Annotated in this window: 12 protein-coding genes, 1 tRNA gene and 1 pseudogene; 6 read left to right on the plus strand and 8 right to left on the minus strand. The window is 68.6% G+C overall.

The window, feature by feature from the left end; all coding sequences use genetic code 11:
* Nucleotides 1-181: 181 nt before the first annotated feature.
* Nucleotides 182-1090 (plus strand): sensor histidine kinase, encoded by a 909-nt coding sequence (locus CLV29_RS00005; protein ID WP_133753075.1) that lies wholly within the window; start codon nt 182-184, stop codon nt 1088-1090.
* Here CLV29_RS00005 and CLV29_RS00010 read toward each other — a convergent pair.
* Nucleotides 1058-1663: an immunoglobulin-like domain-containing protein gene (locus CLV29_RS00010; RefSeq protein ID WP_208292683.1), complete on the minus strand. Its 606-nt coding sequence runs from the start codon at nt 1661-1663 to the stop codon at nt 1058-1060. The genes CLV29_RS00005 and CLV29_RS00010 overlap by 33 nt on opposite strands.
* Before the next feature lie 353 nt (nt 1664-2016).
* On the opposite strand from CLV29_RS00010, the pseudogene CLV29_RS16605 reads away from it, so the two are divergent.
* Nucleotides 2017-2352, plus strand: a pseudogene (locus CLV29_RS16605) (sulfurtransferase); the annotation flags it as partial.
* Between the two features lie 616 nt (nt 2353-2968).
* Here the strand turns inward: CLV29_RS16605 and CLV29_RS00020 are convergent.
* The 3 genes from CLV29_RS00020 to manA form a co-directional block, all read right to left on the minus strand.
* Nucleotides 2969-3044, minus strand: a tRNA-Thr gene (locus tag CLV29_RS00020).
* A 78-nt stretch (nt 3045-3122) separates the two neighbouring features.
* On the minus strand, nt 3123-4565 hold the full coding sequence (locus CLV29_RS00025; RefSeq protein ID WP_133753077.1) for an L-lactate permease: 1443 nt from the start codon (nt 4563-4565) through the stop codon (nt 3123-3125).
* An 81-nt stretch (nt 4566-4646) separates the two neighbouring features.
* Entirely contained in the window at nt 4647-5798 is a 1152-nt protein-coding gene (gene manA / locus CLV29_RS00030) for a mannose-6-phosphate isomerase, class I (protein ID WP_133753078.1), read from the minus strand.
* A 134-nt stretch (nt 5799-5932) separates the two neighbouring features.
* On the opposite strand from manA, the gene CLV29_RS00035 reads away from it, so the two are divergent.
* Entirely contained in the window at nt 5933-6229 is a 297-nt protein-coding gene (locus tag CLV29_RS00035; RefSeq protein WP_208292684.1) for a DUF3263 domain-containing protein, read from the plus strand.
* Between the two features lie 48 nt (nt 6230-6277).
* On the opposite strand, the gene CLV29_RS00040 is transcribed toward CLV29_RS00035, so the two are convergent.
* Nucleotides 6278-6673, minus strand: a complete 396-nt coding sequence (locus CLV29_RS00040) for a hypothetical protein (RefSeq protein WP_133753080.1) — start codon at nt 6671-6673, stop codon at nt 6278-6280.
* Nucleotides 6674-6902: 229 nt separating this feature from the next.
* Here CLV29_RS00040 and groL point away from each other — a divergent pair, with 229 nt between their 5' ends.
* Together groL and CLV29_RS00050 are read left to right on the plus strand one after the other, a co-directional pair.
* Nucleotides 6903-8531: a chaperonin GroEL gene (gene groL, locus CLV29_RS00045; protein WP_133753081.1), complete on the plus strand. Its 1629-nt coding sequence runs from the start codon at nt 6903-6905 to the stop codon at nt 8529-8531.
* 186 nt (nt 8532-8717) lie between these two features.
* Nucleotides 8718-9824 (plus strand): dipeptidase, encoded by a 1107-nt coding sequence (locus CLV29_RS00050; RefSeq protein WP_243831630.1) that lies wholly within the window; start codon nt 8718-8720, stop codon nt 9822-9824.
* Between the two features lie 2 nt (nt 9825-9826).
* Here the strand turns inward: CLV29_RS00050 and CLV29_RS00055 are convergent, their stop codons facing one another.
* On the minus strand, nt 9827-11269 hold the full coding sequence (locus tag CLV29_RS00055; RefSeq protein WP_133753083.1) for a maltokinase N-terminal cap-like domain-containing protein: 1443 nt from the start codon (nt 11267-11269) through the stop codon (nt 9827-9829).
* Nucleotides 11266-13008, minus strand: coding sequence for a maltose alpha-D-glucosyltransferase (gene treS / locus CLV29_RS00060; RefSeq protein WP_243831631.1), 1743 nt, complete (start codon nt 13006-13008; stop codon nt 11266-11268). The genes CLV29_RS00055 and treS overlap by 4 nt, the downstream gene beginning before the upstream one ends.
* A 96-nt stretch (nt 13009-13104) precedes the next feature.
* Between treS and CLV29_RS00065 the strand changes: the two genes are divergently transcribed.
* On the plus strand, nt 13105-13851 hold the full coding sequence (locus CLV29_RS00065) for a copper homeostasis protein CutC (protein ID WP_133753085.1): 747 nt from the start codon (nt 13105-13107) through the stop codon (nt 13849-13851).
* A 41-nt stretch (nt 13852-13892) separates the two neighbouring features.
* Here the strand turns inward: CLV29_RS00065 and CLV29_RS00070 are convergent, their stop codons facing one another.
* Entirely contained in the window at nt 13893-15929 is a 2037-nt protein-coding gene (locus CLV29_RS00070; protein ID WP_133753086.1) for a HelD family protein, read from the minus strand.
* Between the last annotated feature and the right edge of the window lie 94 nt (nt 15930-16023).

The following is a 16023-nucleotide window of genomic DNA, read 5'->3' on the forward strand; positions in this document are numbered from 1 at the left end:
GGCGATCCCGAGCTGTTTCGCGACCCGCCCGATCAACTGATACTCCGTGCTGCCGTCCTCACGATCGGCCTCCCGGATCATCCGGACCGCACGCTACCGGAACTCCGGCGGATACTGACGTGGCATGACTCCATCCTCCTAAAAGAAGCGGAACCAAAACCAGTACGGTTCAGCACGTCACATGGCCTGTGCTGCGATGGTCCTGGCCCTGCGGTGGCCGTGGCAGTTCGCGGCCGGGGCGATCTTGATCGGGATCGTGGCGACCACCGCGACCAGTGTCAGCATCTCGACGTTCTCGTTCGCGCCACTGCATCCCTCGGACCTGATCACGCCGACCGCGATCCTGTTGCTGGTCCTGGTCCTGGGCAGTCTGGTACGGCAGTGGCTGCTCAGCCGGGAACAGGTGCAGCTGCAGGAGCAACGCGCCGAACACGAGGCCGGTCTGCGGCGCGCCATGGAGGAACGCAGCCGGATCGCTCGGGAGCTGCACGATGTGGTGGCGCACGGTCTGTCGATCATCTCGATCCAGGCCTCGACCGTGCGGTACCGGGTGGAAGGGGTGCCGGAACCGGTGGTCGTCGAACTGGAGCAGATCAGCGAGTCGGCCCGCGAGGCCCTGGCCGAGATGCGTTCCCTGCTGCAGGTGCTGCGGGCCGAGGACACCGAGACCGAACTCGCCCCGCAGCCCTCGGTGGCGCGACTCCCGGAGTTGATCGCCGCCAGCCGCCGCGGTGGTCAGGAGGTGAACCTGGAGATCAGCGGTGACCTCGATACCGACCTGTCGGAGGTGACCTCGCTGGGGGCGTACCGGATCGTCCAGGAGGCGCTGAGCAATGTGCTGCGGCACGCGCCGGGACAACCGATCGAGGTCCGGGTCACGGTCGGGGAGCGCGCGGTACGGGTCGAGATCAGCAATCCGCTGGCCGGTGCCGACCGGGGGCGGACCGAACCCCGTCGCGACGGTCTCGGGCTGCTGGGAATGGCCGAGCGGGCCAAGATGGCCGGCGGCTGGGTGGAAGCCGGCCGGATCGGGGACGACTTCCGCGTGGTCGCGGAGCTACCGCGACACGGTCGGGCGACCCGCTCCTGAAAGCGACCGGGCCCGGCACCTCGGAATCGAGGTGCCGGGCCCGGTTGGCCTCGTCAGTGACTCAGCTGCGATCGGTGCCGTCGAACCCGTGCGGATCGCGCCGGCCTCGGGCCCAGGCAGCAGCGCCCAGGCCGACGGACAGCAACCGTCGCCACCGTCGGCGCCGCCGTTGTCACCGTCGTCGGAGCCACCCGAGGACTTCTCGGTGACGGTCACCACCGTGGAGGAGATGGCCTGGTTCCCGTTGGTGTCCTGCACCGTGTAGGTCAGGGCGTGGCTGCCGGGCTCGGAGGTGTTCACCGAGCCGATCACCTCGACCTCGGGAGTCAGGTCACCATCGGTGTCGTCGGTGGCCGAGACCCCCGCCAGCGGGTCGAAATCGTCGCCGACACCGACCTCGGTGCCCTCGGGCACCGTCAGCTCCGGGGCGGTGACATCGGTACCCGCTGCGGTGGCGGTGAACACCGACATCTGGGTGATCGATCCCGGGGTCAGGTTCTCCCCGGTCTCCGCGTCACGGCTGACCGCGTACCAGGCGTAGGTCTCGCCTTCGGTGAGCCCCGACCATTCCACCGAGGCCGGCCAGCCCGACTCCGCGGTGTCCTCGCCGATGACCTCGTCGGTGGGAGTGGTTGTCCATGAGGTGGAGAGGACATGCCCGGTGACGATTTCGGCCCAGATGCCCTGCCCGCACCGTCGCGGTGGAACTGTTCCGCCGAACGCACCGTCGCGGTGGACCTCCAGATGAACGCACCGTCGCGTTGAAACTGTTCCGCAGCACCTGCAGCTCTGCTTCCGTCTGGGGTGCAGATACTGCGGAACGGATGGTGGGAGTGGGCGGTACGAGCCCCGCTGGCGCGACCGCAGAGGCAACGGCGATCATGGCCGGAGGACGAATCCGGCCGAACGCAGGGAGATGGGTACCGATGAGTGATCGTGAACGCGTACTGATCGAGGTCGAGGAACTGCTGCACCAACTCGGTTCCGGTTCGCCCCCGGTGCTGCTCGACGTGCGTTGGACCCTCGGTGGCCCCTCAGGCCACGGTGACTACCTGGCCGGGCACATCCCGGGCGCGGTCTTCGTCGACCTGGACACCGAGCTGGCTGCCCACGGGGAGCCGACCGAGGGACGGCACCCGCTGCCGTCGGTGGCCGACCTGCAGGCGGCGGCTCGCCGCTGGGGGATCGACGACGACTCCTCGGTGGTCGTCTACGACGGTGGGGGCAATCTGGCCGCTGCCCGGGCCTGGTGGCTGCTGCGCTGGGCGGGGCTGAGCCGGGTACGGCTGCTCGACGGTGCGCTGCCGGCCTGGCAGGCCGCCGGTGGAGCGTTGGAGACCGGTGAGGTCGTACCGGAACCGGGCAGGGTCGAACTGAGCGAAGGACATGTGCCGAGCCTTGATCTGGATCAGGTGGCCGAGGTCGCCGACACGGGGGTGTTGCTGGACGCCCGGGCGGGGGAGCGCTATCGCGGGGAGACCGAACCGATGGACCCGAAGGCCGGCCACGTACCCGGTGCGCTGAGCGCCCCGACCAGTGAGAACCTGACCGCCGACGGGCGGTTCCGCGATCCCCAGGAGCTGCAGCAACGGTTCGACGCGCTGGGGGGTCGGCCCCGGCACCGAGGAGGTTGCCGTCTACTGCGGCTCCGGGGTCTACGCCGCGCACGAGGTCGCCGCGTTGGCCTCGATCGGAGTCAGCGCCGCGCTCTACCCGGGATCGTGGTCGCAATGGAGCAATCACGACCTGCCCGTGGCCACCGGACCGCACCCCCGATGAGTCTGTTCCGCAGCATCGGCAGCTTTCGTTGCCGGATGGGTGCGTTTGCTGCGGAACGGATGTGGGGCCGGGTTGTGGAGGCGGTGGGGCCGGGGCTGATGGAGCCCCCAATCGGAGTCGAACCGATGACCTTCGCTTTACAAGAGCGCTGCTCTGGCCTCTGAGCTATGGGGGCCGAGGCATCGCACACTCTAACCTGTCCGATGCTGCTTCCTCATCTCCGGGAACCGGTGCCCGCGGGCGGTGAGGAGACTCAGCCGGGGTCGCTGGACAAGCCGATCCCGAACAGTCCGAGCGACAGCACGGCGAGGATGCAGGCCAGGGTCGACAACAGGCGTGACTGCACCCAGGTACGGTCCGCCCGGGCATGCCGGTCGTTCTCGGACCCGGCCAGTCGCAGGGCCATCTCCACCCTGGCCGGGGCCGCCAGGGTGCAGATCGACGCGGCCACATTGTGCACCGCCAGGCCGAGGGCGAGGGGTACGCCGGTGCCGGCGAGCGCAGCCGTCTGCGGGCCGGCCAGCATGGCATTGGCCCCGGTGTTCGAGCCGGTGACGAAACCGCCGATCCCGGCCAGCCACGGCACCACGAGTGCGTAGGCGGCGCCGAGTGATCCGAATCCGGCGGCCATCGCCGCCGACATCCCCGAGGCCGCCATCAGTGCGCCGAGGACGATGAACATGCCGGTGGCCGGGCCGACGTGCAGCCAACCGCGACCGGCCGCCGACCAGGCCGACCTGCGCAGCGCGACATCGGTCCCGGGCAGCGATCCCGCCACCGCGCTGGTCACCAGCAACCACAGCGCCGGGGAGGCCAGGTACCTCCCGGGGCCCTCCTCCAGCCCACCGAGGCGGACCAGGGCCGAGGTGCTGACCACCCCCAGCAGCAACACCGCATACGGTACGAGCGCGCGGCGCAGCGGGGCCGAGCCGCGCATGGAGCCGCCGCGCAGGCGGGCGAGGAGCAGGTGCCCGGTCAGCACCACCAACGCGCCGACCGCCCCGGCCGGGGCGGTGCCGAGGGTGAGGTTGGCACCCAGCACGGCCAGCCAGAGGGCCGCTGCGGAGGCAGCGGCGGCGAGCAGTGACCGCAGTCGCACCGGCGCCGGGGCCAGGAGGACGGCGGCGAAGCCGACGCCGAGGAAGACCGGCAGACTGGCCACGGCCGAGAGCACGCCCAAGGTCTGGAACGACACACCGCTGAGCTGGGAGGCGATCAGGGTGCCCGGACCCATCGAACCCCAGGGGACCGCGCACAGACCGAGCAGTCCGATTCCCGCCGCCCGACCGATCCCCAGTCCGAGGGCGGCCAGCAGCGGGATGGCCAGGGCGGCGCCGATGCCGTAGCCGGTCAGCGACTCGGCCAGCGGGGTCAGCCCGTGGACGATCGCCAGGACCGGTCCGATGCCGTTGCCCAGACAGTTCCGCAGCCAGTCCGAGAGAACCCTCTGGCCACCGCTCCGGCGGCCGAGCTCGGCGAAGGCGATTCCGCCGAGGATGATCAACAAGACCTCCACCGTGACCGGCAGCCAGTCGTGTACCAACCCGGGAATCGCCTGTGCCGGCAGGGGAAAGGCGATGACCATCACCACCAGCGTCAACGCCAGACCGAGCGCCGCGGCGAGGGTGGTGGACAGCCGCACAGCCAGCGCGATGATCACCGCGATGATCGGCAGCGCTGCCAGCAGACTGATCATCGGGCCCACTGTACGGATCGGTCCCGGGCCGGATCAGCCGGTCCCGGTGCCGGCGTGCGGGGACGAATCGAACCCTCGCGGTCAGTCACCGGGTCCGGCCAGGTAGCCCAGCCCGGTGCCGTCGACGGTGACCGCCTCACCGGCTGGCAGGAAGACCGCCTGCCCTGTTTCCAGGGTGAGTTCCTGATCGGTGCCGGTGAGCCTCAGGTCACCGGCGACCGACAACAGGATCCGTGGCGCATCGGTGGCCGGGACCGAGGCGGCCACGGGATCGCGTACCTCCCAGATGGCGAACTCCGGGGCCGGCGTGGGATAGCGGGAGATCCCCGGCCCTTCCGGCACCGGGTGCAGCACCCGGGGGACCTCGGGGGAGAAGTCGACCACCCGGCTGAGCTCGGCCACATCGATGTGCTTGGGGGTCAGCCCACCCCGCAGCACATTGTCGGAATTGGCCATGATCTCGATCCCGGTGCCGTGGAGATAGGCGTGCATGTTCCCCGCACCGAGGAACAACGCCTCACCCGGCTGCAGGTCGACCCGGTTCAACATCAGGGCCGCGACGATCCCGGGATCATCGGGGAAGTCGCGGGCCAACTGCAGCACCGTCCGGGCATCCCGGCCGGCCGGGCCGCCGGCCTCGGCATAGGTGTGCGCGGTGTCGACCACCTTCCGTACCTGTCGTTCGGTCAGTTCCAGGGCAGCCAGGAAGGCGTGCTCCAGCGGTGCGGCGCCGGAGAGTTCGGCCACCAGTTCGCGAGGGGCGTTGAACAGGTTCAATGCTTCGCGGGCCGCGGCGACGCTGCGGAAACCGCAGAGCCCGGAGAACTCGGTACGAGCGATGATCGCCTCCGGCTTCGGCCAGTCGTCGCGATAGTTGCGTTCGACGGCGTCGCGGGCGAGGCCGGCCGACTCCTCGGCCCGGTAGCCCTCCTCGGCCTGGCTGCGCGAGGGGTGGGCCTGCAGCGAGAGCGCCTTGGCCGCGGAGAGGATCTTCAACAGGAACGGCAGCCGGTCGCCGAAGCGGCGGCGTACCGATTCCCCCAGCAGTGCCGGGTGCTCGGTGATCGCGATGTCCAGGCCGCGTCCGTCGGACAGCTTCGAGGGTGCCGAGCTGTGCGCCCCCAGCCAGTACTCGGCCTGTGGCTCGCCGGTGGCAGGGGTGCCGAGCAACTCGGCGATGGCGTCGGTGGTGCCCCAGGCGTAGTGCTGGACCTGTCCGCTCAGTCGGTACATGGGGCACAGTCTTGCAAAGCCGGGCCGATCCGGTGACCCCGATCACCACCGGGGATCACCACCTCGGCCGGGAACGGTCCCATGTGCTCGGCGAGGGAATGACACCGGTGTGATTACGGCCTACGATGGTGGGCATGGTCGAAGCCAACCCTGCTCCTCGTCGGGCCACCGAGCTCTCTGACCGCGATCGCGATCTGCTGGATTTCGAACGCGAGTGGTGGAGTTTCGCGAGCTCCAAGGAGGAGGGCATCCGGACCAAGTTCGGTATGTCGGCCACCCGCTACTACCAGGTCCTCAACTCGCTGCTGAACACCGCCGAGGCCGAGGCCTACGACCCGTTGCTGGTGAAGCGGTTGCGCCGGTTGCGTGACTCCCGGCAGCGCGCCCGCTCGGCGCGGCGACTGGGGTTCGACCCGGATCAGACCGGCTAGGAAACCATCCGGCTGGGAAACGATCCGGATAGGAGGCAGGACCCGGATTCATCGGTAGCCACCGCGCTCCAGTCCGGCCAGTCGCTCGAAGAGGTTCGCCCGGGCCGGATTCCCGGTGCGCAGCGCGGACCAGCCCATGGCCAGCAGATAGGCCGGCAGGAACGGCGGACCCGCCAGCGCGAACCACTGCCAGGCATGGGTCTCCTCGTGCAGCATCACTTCCGGATGCCGCCGCACCAGGCGCGGTACGGAGGACTGGGTGAGGACCACATTGCCGATGGTGAATGCCCCGGCGATCGGGAACCGCAGCCGGTAGCCCTCCCCGACGATCATCCCCCGGGGCCCGTGTTTGAACCGGACTCCACCGATCCGTCCCACGAGCAGCCCGAACAGGGTGCTGCCGTTGATCAGGTTGCCCAGTTCCCGAATCCGCCACGCGTCCACGGACCGAGTGTGCCCGATACGGGCGAAGGGCGGGTCGGAGTGCCGAGGCGTTTGCACTCTCACATGCCGAGTGCTAAAAATGAAATTGGCACTCGACTCATGAGAGTGCCACCGGCAAGCCGGTGAGGGGTGGCGAGAGCCTCCCCGTCCGTCGCGGGCACCAACCTTGTCACCGAAAACCTGACAGATCCATTCGTACGGCACTGAGCCGGGAGGAATCGGAAGACATATGGCAAAGCTCATTGAGTTTGACGCGGAGGCCCGCCGCGGCCTCGAGCGGGGCATGAACGTCCTCGCCGACGCGGTGAAGGTCACCCTCGGCCCGAAGGGCCGCAACGTTGTCCTGGAGAAGAAGTGGGGAGCCCCCACGATCACCAACGACGGTGTTTCCATCGCCAAGGAGATCGATCTCGAGGATCCCTACGAGAAGATCGGCGCCGAGCTGGTCAAGGAAGTCGCCAAGAAGACCGACGACGTCGCCGGCGACGGCACCACCACCGCCACCGTGCTGGCCCAGGCGCTGGTCCGGGAGGGTCTGCGGAACGTCACCGCCGGTGCCAACCCGATCGCCTTGAAGCGGGGCATCACCGCTGCTGTGGAGAAGATCACCGAGCAGCTGCACAAGAACGCCATCGAGGTCGACTCCAAGGAGCAGATCGCTGCCACCGCGTCGATCTCGGCCGGCGACAAGCATGTCGGTGAGACCATCGCCGAAGCCATCGACAAGGTCGGCAAGGAAGGTGTCATCACCGTCGACGAGTCGAACACCTTCGGACTCGAGCTCGAGTTCACCGAGGGTATGCGCTTCGACAAGGGCTACATCTCGCCCTACTTCGTCTCCGATCCCGAGCGGATGGAAGCCGTCCTCGACGATCCGTACATCCTGATCGTCAACTCCAAGGTCTCCTCGCTGAAGGACCTGCTGCCGGTGCTGGAGGCTGTCATGCAGTCCTCCAAGCCGCTGCTGGTGATCGCCGAGGATGTCGACGGCGAGGCCCTGGCCGGCCTGGTCGTGAACAAGATCCGTGGCACCTTCAAGTCCGTGGCCGTGAAGGCACCGGGCTTCGGTGACCGGCGCAAGGCCATGCTCGGCGACATCGCCATCCTCACCGGTGGCCAGGTGATCTCCGAGGAGGTCGGCCTGAAGCTCGACGCCGTCTCCCTGGAGATGCTGGGTCGCGCCCGTCAGGTCGTCGTCACCAAGGACGAGACCACCATCATCGACGGCGCCGGCGATGCCGACCAGATCGCCGGTCGGGTGGCCCAGATCCGTGCCGAGATCGAGAACAGCGACTCCGATTACGACCGGGAGAAGCTGCAGGAGCGCCTGGCCAAGCTGTCCGGTGGTGTTGCGGTGATCAAGGTCGGCGCGGCCACCGAGGTCGAGCTGAAGGAGCGTAAGCACCGGATCGAGGACGCCGTGCGCAATGCCAAGGCTGCGGTCGAGGAGGGCATCCTCCCCGGCGGTGGTGTGGCCCTGCTGCAGGCGGCCAAGAGCATCGACCTGTCCGACCTGACCGGTGACGAGTTGATCGGTGCGCAGATCGTGCTCGCCGCCGCCTCGGCACCGCTGCGGCAGATCGCCCACAACGCCGGCCTGGAGCCGGGCGTGGTGGCCGAGAAGGTCGCCGGGTTGCCGGTCGGCGAGGGCCTGAACGCTGCCGACGACAGCTATGTCGACATGGTCAAGGCCGGCATCATCGACCCGGCCAAGGTGACCCGTTCGGCGCTGCAGAATGCCGGCTCGATCGCCGGTCTGTTCCTCACCACCGAGGCCGTCATCGCCGACAAGCCGGAGAAGGCTCCGGCCGCACCGGCCGGTGACGACATGGGCGGTATGGGCGGCATGGGCTTCTGATCCCAGCCTCCGAGCTCACGAAGGGCGGTTCCCCACACGGGGAGCCGCCCTTCGGCGTTTTGCGGTACGGGCGGGTCAGGGAGGTTCGTGCCGGTCCGGCAACCTCCGGTGCCCCGACCGGCAACTTGCAGGCATTGGCTCCGGCCGGTGTCCCCGGGTGCTTCGGGGACCGGCACAATGGGGCCGGTGAGTGAAGCACTGTTTCCGGTGATCGATGGACACAACGATCTTCCCTGGGCGCTGCGGGGCGACAGCTACGACCTGGACAAGGTGGACATCGCCCGCCCCCAGCCGCAGCTCAACACCGACCTGATCCGGGCCAAACAAGGAGGCCTGGCGGCACAGTTCTGGTCGGTCTACGTCCCCTCCGCCCTGCCCGAACCCGAAGCAGTGACCGCGACCCTGGAGCAGATCGACGCGGTCTTCTCCATCGCCGAACGCTATCCCGACGACCTGCACCTGGTCCGTACCCCCGACGAACTCGACGCCGCCCTGGCCGACTGGCGACCCGGCGGGCCGATCGCCTCCCTGATGGGCGCCGAGGGCGGGCACTCGATCAACAACTCCCTGGCGGTCCTGCGCAACCTCCATCGTCTGGGCGTGCGCTACCTGACGCTGACCCACAACGACAACACCGACTGGGCCGATTCGGCGACCGATGAGCCGGTGCACGGTGGACTGACCGATTTCGGTCGGCAGGTGGTCGCAGAGATGAACCGGATCGGGATGATGGTCGACCTCTCCCACGTCGCCGACACCACGATGAACGACGCCCTGGACGTCACCACCGCGCCGGTCATCTTCTCCCACTCCTCGGCCCGGGCCGTCTGTGACCACCCGCGCAATGTGCCCGATCAGGTGCTGCAGCGGCTCCCCGGCAACGGTGGCCTGTGCATGATCACCTTCGTGCCCTACTTCATCTCCACCACCGTCCGGGCCTGGGCGCTGCGCCGCTCCGAAGGCGCCGAACAGGCCGGGATCGACCCGAAGGACTGGCCCGCCATGGACGAGTTCGCCAAGACCTGGCCCGAGCCGACCCCCGAATCGACCATCGCCGACGTGGTCGCCCACCTGAACCACGCCCGGGAAGTGGTCGGCATCGACCACATCGGCCTCGGTGGAGACTACGACGGGACCGACGCCTTCCCCGACGGGATGGACGATGTGTCGGGCTATCCGGCGCTGATGGGCGCCCTGTTGGACGAGGGATGGTCGGCCGCGGAGCTGAACAAGCTCACCCACCGCAACCTGCAGCGGGTCTTCCGCGACGTCACCGACGCCGCAGCGGGCTGAGGTCAGCCCAACCGGCCCAGGGCAGCCAGCGGGATCCCCAACCACGACGGTCGGTTGCGCGCCTCGTAGACCGCCTCGTAGACCGCCTTGTCGGCGACATAGGCGGCCAGCAGTGCCGATTCGGTCGGGGTCAGTTCCTGTTCCTCGGTGTACCCGTCGAGGAAAGCCTGCTGGTTCCGGGCGGCCCAGCCGGTCGCCTGCAGCTCACGCTCACCCTCATCGCTCAGATCCGCGCTGACCTCGGTCATCACCACCGAATGAGCGGCGTAGTCGAAGGAGCGCAGCATTCCGGCGACATCGCGCCAGCGGGAATCGGGTTGGCGCCGCTGCGGCAACGGTTTGGCCGGTTCGCCTTCGAAGTCGACCAGTTTCCAGCCGTTCACCGTCCGCAGCGTCTGCCCCAGATGCAGGTCACCGTGGATCCGCTGGGTCGGCGTACCGGGCAAGGTTGCCAAGCCCTGGTAGAGCTCGGTCAGGCCGGGGGCGAACTCGGCCAGTTCCGGCACCGCGACGACCGCCTCGGCCAACCGGCCGCGCATCCGGGCGATCAACTCCGCGACCCCCTCGGCGGTGCGCTCGGTGGTGCCGAAGTGCTCGGCCAGCGCCCGATGGACCGAGGCCAGCGCCGCACCCAGCCGGTAGGCCTCATCGGCGAAGTCACCGCCGGCCTGGTTGGCATCCATCTCACCCTCGGCGCTCCAGGCGGCTTCGGCGAACAGGTTGCGAACCGAGGTCAGCGCCAGCTCCCAGCCGTCGCTGGCGGTCTTCAGGAACTGTTGCAGGATGGCCAGTTGCAGGGGCTCCTCCTCGGTGTCCCAGGACAGCCAGCCGTACAACCGGGCGACGTGCTCGGAATGGTCCTGGGTCAACACGTCGAGGACCTCGATGTCGGGATTCATCCCGCGGGTCAGTTTGCGGAAGATCTTCAACAGCGCGTCGTCGCCGAACATCACCGAGGAGTTCGACTGCTCCCCGGTGAAGGGGGAGGACTGGGCCTCGGAGGACAGCTCGCAGCCGGGCTCGAGGTGGAACTGCAGGCCGATCGCCCCGGTCCCGGCACCGATCACGTCCGTGGACTGGAAACCGGCCAGCCAGCAGGCCATGGCTGCCCGGTCGTGGATCGCGTCATAGGCGTGGCGCCACTGTTCGGGTTCACCCTCGGGCGCCTCGTTGTGCCAGCTGATGAAGGCATGCCCGAGGTTCTCCTGCGGTTGGCTGTAGAGAGCGAGCGGCAACTGGTACAGCTCGGTGTCACCATCGACGTAGTGCACATGGACCACGTCGATCACCACCCGCAGATCAGGTTGGGCGGTGGGCAGTTCACCGATCCGGGTCACCCAGGTGACCTCGAAGTCACGGCCTTTGCCGCCGAACCAGCGGGCGGTGGCCAGGTAGTCGGCCAATCCGGTGGTCGGCAGCGGGCTGGGGGTGCCGATGGATGTCATGCTGTGGCCTCCACGACGGGTCGGGTCAGTCGGAACCAGTAGAAGCCGTACGAGCCGAGGGTGAGCAGGTACGGCAACTGGCCGATCTTCGGGAACGGTACGCCGCCGACGAGCTCGACCGGGACGCGGCCCTCCCATTCACGCAGGTCGAGTTCGATCGGCTGGGGGAAACGGGACAGGTTGTTCACGCAGAGGATCACATCGTCGACACCGGGCTCATCCTCGGTCGGTTCGCTCAGCGTGTGGGAGCGGACGTAGGACAGCACCGACGGGTTCGATCCACCCAGGTCGATGAAGTTGCCGCGGCCGAAGGCCGGGTGCCGTTTGCGGATGTGGATCATCCGGCGGGTCCAGTGCAGTTGTGAGGACGGGTCGGCCATCTGTGCCTCGACGTTCACCGCCTGGTAGCCGTAGACCGGGTCCTGGATCAGCGGCAGATGCAGTTTGCCGGGGTTGCAGCGGGAGAAGCCGGCATTGCGGTCCGGCGTCCATTGCATCGGGGTACGCACACCGTCGCGGTCACCGAGCCAGATGTTGTCGCCCATGCCGATCTCGTCGCCGTAGTAGAGCACCGGTGAACCGGGCAGGGAGAACAGCAGGGCGTGGAACAGCTCCATCCGGTTCGGGTCGTTGTCCAGCAGCGGCGCCAGTCGTCGGCGGATGCCGATGTTGGCGACCATCCGCTGGTCCTGGGCGTACTCGGCCCACATGTAGTCGCGGTCCTCGTCGGTGACCATCTCCAGGGTCAGCTCGTCGTGGTTGCGCAGGAAGATGCCCCATTGGCAGCCGGACGGGATCTCCGGGGTCTGCGCCATGATCTCCGAGATCGGATAACGCGACTCCCGCCGTACCGACATGAACAACCGGGGCATCACCGGGAAGTGGAAGGCCATGTGGCATTCGTCGCCGCCGACCTCGGGGTCGCCGAAGTACTCCACCACATCGGCCGGCCACTGGTTCGCCTCGCACAACAGCACCCGCCCGGGATACTTGTCGTCGACGAATCGGCGGACCCGCTTGAGCATCTCGTGGGTCTCCGGCAGGTTCTCACCGTTCGTACCGGGCCGCTCGTAGAGATAGGGCACCGCGTCCAGCCGGAAGCCGTCCAGGCCCATCGCCAGCCAGAAGTCCATCGCGTCCAGGATCGCCTGCTGGACCGCCGGGTTGTCGAAGTTCAGATCCGGCTGATGGTGGAAGAAGCGGTGCCAGTAGTACTGCTGACGGGCCGCATCCCAGGTCCAGTTGGAGGGTTCGGTGTCGACGAAGATCACCCGCGCCTCGGCGTACTCGTCATCGTCGTCGGACCAGACGTAGTAGTCGCCGTAGGGGCCCTCGGGGTCACTGCGGGAGGCCTGGAACCACGGGTGGCCATCGGAGGTGTGGTTCATCACGAAGTCGATGATCACCTTGATGCCCCGGGCGTGGGCGGCGGTGATGAAGGTACGGAAGTCCTCCACGTCACCGATCTCGGGCAGGATCGAGGTGAAGTCGGCGACGTCGTAGCCGCCGTCGCGCAGCGGGGAGGTGAAGAACGGCGGCACCCACAGGCAGTCGACGCCCAGCCAGGCCAGATAGTCGAGTTTCTGGATCAGCCCGGCGAAGTCACCGGTGCCGTTGTCGTCGGCGTCGTAGAAGGCGCGGACCAGCACCTCGTAGAAGACGGCGCCCTTGAACCAGTCGGTCTCGGTATTCGGGTTCAGCACGGTGGGGTTGGACCGCACGGGACTGACATCGCTCACCATGCCAACCTAGTGGCCCGTTCGTCGCGGCGCGGCCGGGCCCCCGAAACGGTTCGGATCCGTATGCTGATGCCGAGTCCGGAACGGGAGGCTGGGATGGCAGATGCAGAGCCGCTGCTGGAGGTCATCTGCCTGCACGAACACGATGCCGTGCGTGCCCAGGCCGGTGGTGCCGATCGGGTCGAGCTGGTCGGCACCTTGGACGACGGCGGGTTGTCACCGGCACCGGAGCTGGTGGAGAAGGTACGCGACGCGGTCGATCTCGAGGTACGGGTGATGCTGCGCCTGCACGGCGGATTCGACATCACCGGCTCGGAGTTCTCCCGACTGCGCGGCCTGGCCGCGGCCTATCTCGATTCGGGCGCCGACGGGTTGGTGCTGGGATTCCTCAACGGCCACGCCGAGGTCGACACCGCAGTGGTGGAGGCGCTGGTCGAGGGTGGTGACTGGCCGTGGACCTTCCACCGGGCGATCGACCATGCCTTGGACCCCCGGCGGGCCTGGCGGGCACTGCTCGGGCTCCCGCGACTGGACCAGGTGCTGACCGCGGGTTCCCCCCGAGGGGTCGAGCACGGCCTGGACGAGCTGATCGGTTTCGCCGGCCAGGATCACCGGATCGCGGAGTTGATCATGGCCGGTGGGGGACTGCGGGCCGAGGACGTGCCCTGGTTGTGCCGGGCAGGGATCCGCGCCTTCCACATCGGCACCCCGGCGCGACCGGGTGGGTCGCTGAAGGCCTATGTCGATGCCGATCTGGTCCGGACCTGGCGGACGTTGATCGACGACTCCCACCAGCGGGCCCGACGGGCTGCCACGACAGGTCCGGAATCGCCGGCAGGCTGAGCGGATCAGCGGGCCGAGCCGGCCGCCACCGCCGGCGTCGATCAGCCCAGGGCAGCCGGCAGGGGACGCTCGTGCAGCACCAGCAGGCCGGAGACCGCTCGGGTGAGCACCACGTAGAGCCGGCGGAGGCCGGTCAGCTCGTCGGCCTCGGCCTCGACGATCTCGGCCGGTTCGACGACGATCACCTGGTCGAATTCCAGGCCCTTGGCCAGGCTCGCCGGAACCAGGTCCACTGCGCCCTCACCGGGTTCGACAGCACCGAGGGTACGGAAGTCGACAGCGGCCTCGGTGAGCAGTCCGGCCATCTCGGGCAACCGCCGATCGGCGCAGATCAGCCCCAGGGTGCCCGGTCGGTCGATCCGCTCGCGGATGCCGCGGAGCAGGGTGTCGCGCTCGGCGGAGGCGATCACGGCGAAATCGCCGTCGCCACGGCGGACCGAATGCGGCGGTGCCAGCTCCGGTGCGATCGAGGGCAGCAACCTGGCCGCGTACTCGATCACCGAGGCCGGTACCCGGAAGCCGGCGGTCAGCTCGCTGACCCGGGTCTCGGGCTGCTGCAGATGTGCCAGCGCCACCGGCCAACTCCCGGTCGACCAGGCGGTGGTCGCCTGGGCAAGATCACCGAGCAGGGTGACCGAGCCGCTGCTCGCCCGGCGGCCCAGGGCACGCAACTGCATCGGCGACAGGTCCTGGGCCTCGTCGATGATCAGGTGACCGTAGGACGGGGTCCGGTACAACTCGTCGGCGGCAGCGTCCAGCAACGCCAGATCGGCACTGCTCCATCGCATCGAGCGGACACTGCGGGGTGGTCGGTCGATCAGCAGGGCAGCGATCTCGGCCTCGTCCAGGATCCCCTCGGCAGCCGTCCGCAGGACGAGCTCGTCGGTCAGCAGGGCGAAGATCAACTTGCGTGGATCGACCTGTGGCCAGAGTTTCTTCGCGCAGTCCTTCACCGGTTTGCTGCGGGCCACCGCTGCCTGCACCCGGTCGTCGGGGGAGTCGCCGGCGGCCTCCATCCGCAACAGCACCTGATGGGCCAGGCGCATCGGCAACATCTCCCGGGCCGCCCCGTAGCGGACGCCCCGATCACGCAGGTTCTGCAGGGTCTCGGCGATCAGGTACGTCGGCACCCGCCACTGCCGCGAACCCCGGGGGACGACCAGGTTCTCGGTCGGCTCGGCCAGGTTGTTCCAGACCGCGCGAGCGATCACCTGCGCCATCCGGGCATCGGATTTGATCATGGCGACCTCGACCGGGTCGACACCGCGGACCTCGACGCCCAGGCAGCGTTCCAGCAGGGAGTCGATGGTGTACTGCTCGACCTCGATCTCGCCCAGCGCCGGCAGGACATCACCGATGTAGGACAGGAAGCTGTCATTCGGGCCGATCACCATCACCCCGGCCCGTCGCAGCTGTTCGGCGAAGGCATACAGCAGATAGGCCGCACGGTGCAGGCCGACGGCGGTCTTGCCCGTACCCGGTGCTCCCTGGATGCACAGCGAGGTCTGCAGGTCGGCACGGACCAGCAGATCCTGTTCGGGCTGGATGGTGGCCACGATGTCGCGCATCGGTCCGCTGCGCGGTCGCTCCACCTCGGCCTGCAGGATGTCGGAGTCCGCGGCTGCATCGGCGGGGGCGGTCAGGTCCTCGTCCTCGTAGGCGGTCAGCTCACCGTCGGCGAAACCGAATCGGCGGCGCAGCCCGACCCCCATCGGTTCGGTCGGGCTGGCCCGGTAGAAGGGGCGGGCCATGTCGGCGCGCCAGTCGATCACCAGCGGCTCGTCCCCGGCCTCGGCGGTGACGTGCTGGCGGCCCAGGTGCAGACTCTCGTCCCGGCCGGCACCGGCCTCGCGGCGGTAGTCCAGGCGGCCGAAGAAGGGCGGGGTGGCGGGGTCGGTCTGCAATCTCACCATCCGCCGGAACAGCGCCTGCCGCAGGTACGCGGTGGAGACCGCGTCACCGGCGGTGACGGTGCCGTCGAACAGGGCACCGGCGCGCTCGTGCATCGCCACCAGGGCGGCTCGGGAACGGTGCAGATGGGCGGCCTCGGCGGCCAGGACGGGATCGGTCGACGGCATGCGAAACTCCGGACGAAGGTACGACTGGTGTCACGGGGAAGGCTGCCGCGCGCCTGCGCGCCGGTCAGGGACAGCCCACCGTACTCCGTGCCGC

The organism is Naumannella halotolerans, assembly GCF_004364645.1.
GTDB lineage: Bacteria > Actinomycetota > Actinomycetes > Propionibacteriales > Propionibacteriaceae > Naumannella > Naumannella halotolerans.

What these genes read in the sequence shown, in the direction of transcription:
- CLV29_RS00005 (WP_133753075.1), top strand. Translation starts at nt 182, where the DNA reads ATGGCCTGTGCTGCGATGGTCCTGGCCCTGCGGTGGCCGTGGCAGTTC.
- CLV29_RS00025 (WP_133753077.1), bottom strand. Translation starts at nt 4,565, where the DNA reads ATGATCAGTCTGCTGGCAGCGCTGCCGATCATCGCGGTGATCATCGCG.
- manA (WP_133753078.1), bottom strand. Translation starts at nt 5,798, where the DNA reads ATGTACCGACTGAGCGGACAGGTCCAGCACTACGCCTGGGGCACCACC.
- CLV29_RS00035 (WP_208292684.1), top strand. Translation starts at nt 5,933, where the DNA reads ATGGTCGAAGCCAACCCTGCTCCTCGTCGGGCCACCGAGCTCTCTGAC.
- groL (WP_133753081.1), top strand. Translation starts at nt 6,903, where the DNA reads ATGGCAAAGCTCATTGAGTTTGACGCGGAGGCCCGCCGCGGCCTCGAG.
- CLV29_RS00055 (WP_133753083.1), bottom strand. Translation starts at nt 11,269, where the DNA reads ATGACATCCATCGGCACCCCCAGCCCGCTGCCGACCACCGGATTGGCC.
- CLV29_RS00065 (WP_133753085.1), top strand. Translation starts at nt 13,105, where the DNA reads ATGGCAGATGCAGAGCCGCTGCTGGAGGTCATCTGCCTGCACGAACAC.
- CLV29_RS00070 (WP_133753086.1), bottom strand. Translation starts at nt 15,929, where the DNA reads ATGCCGTCGACCGATCCCGTCCTGGCCGCCGAGGCCGCCCATCTGCAC.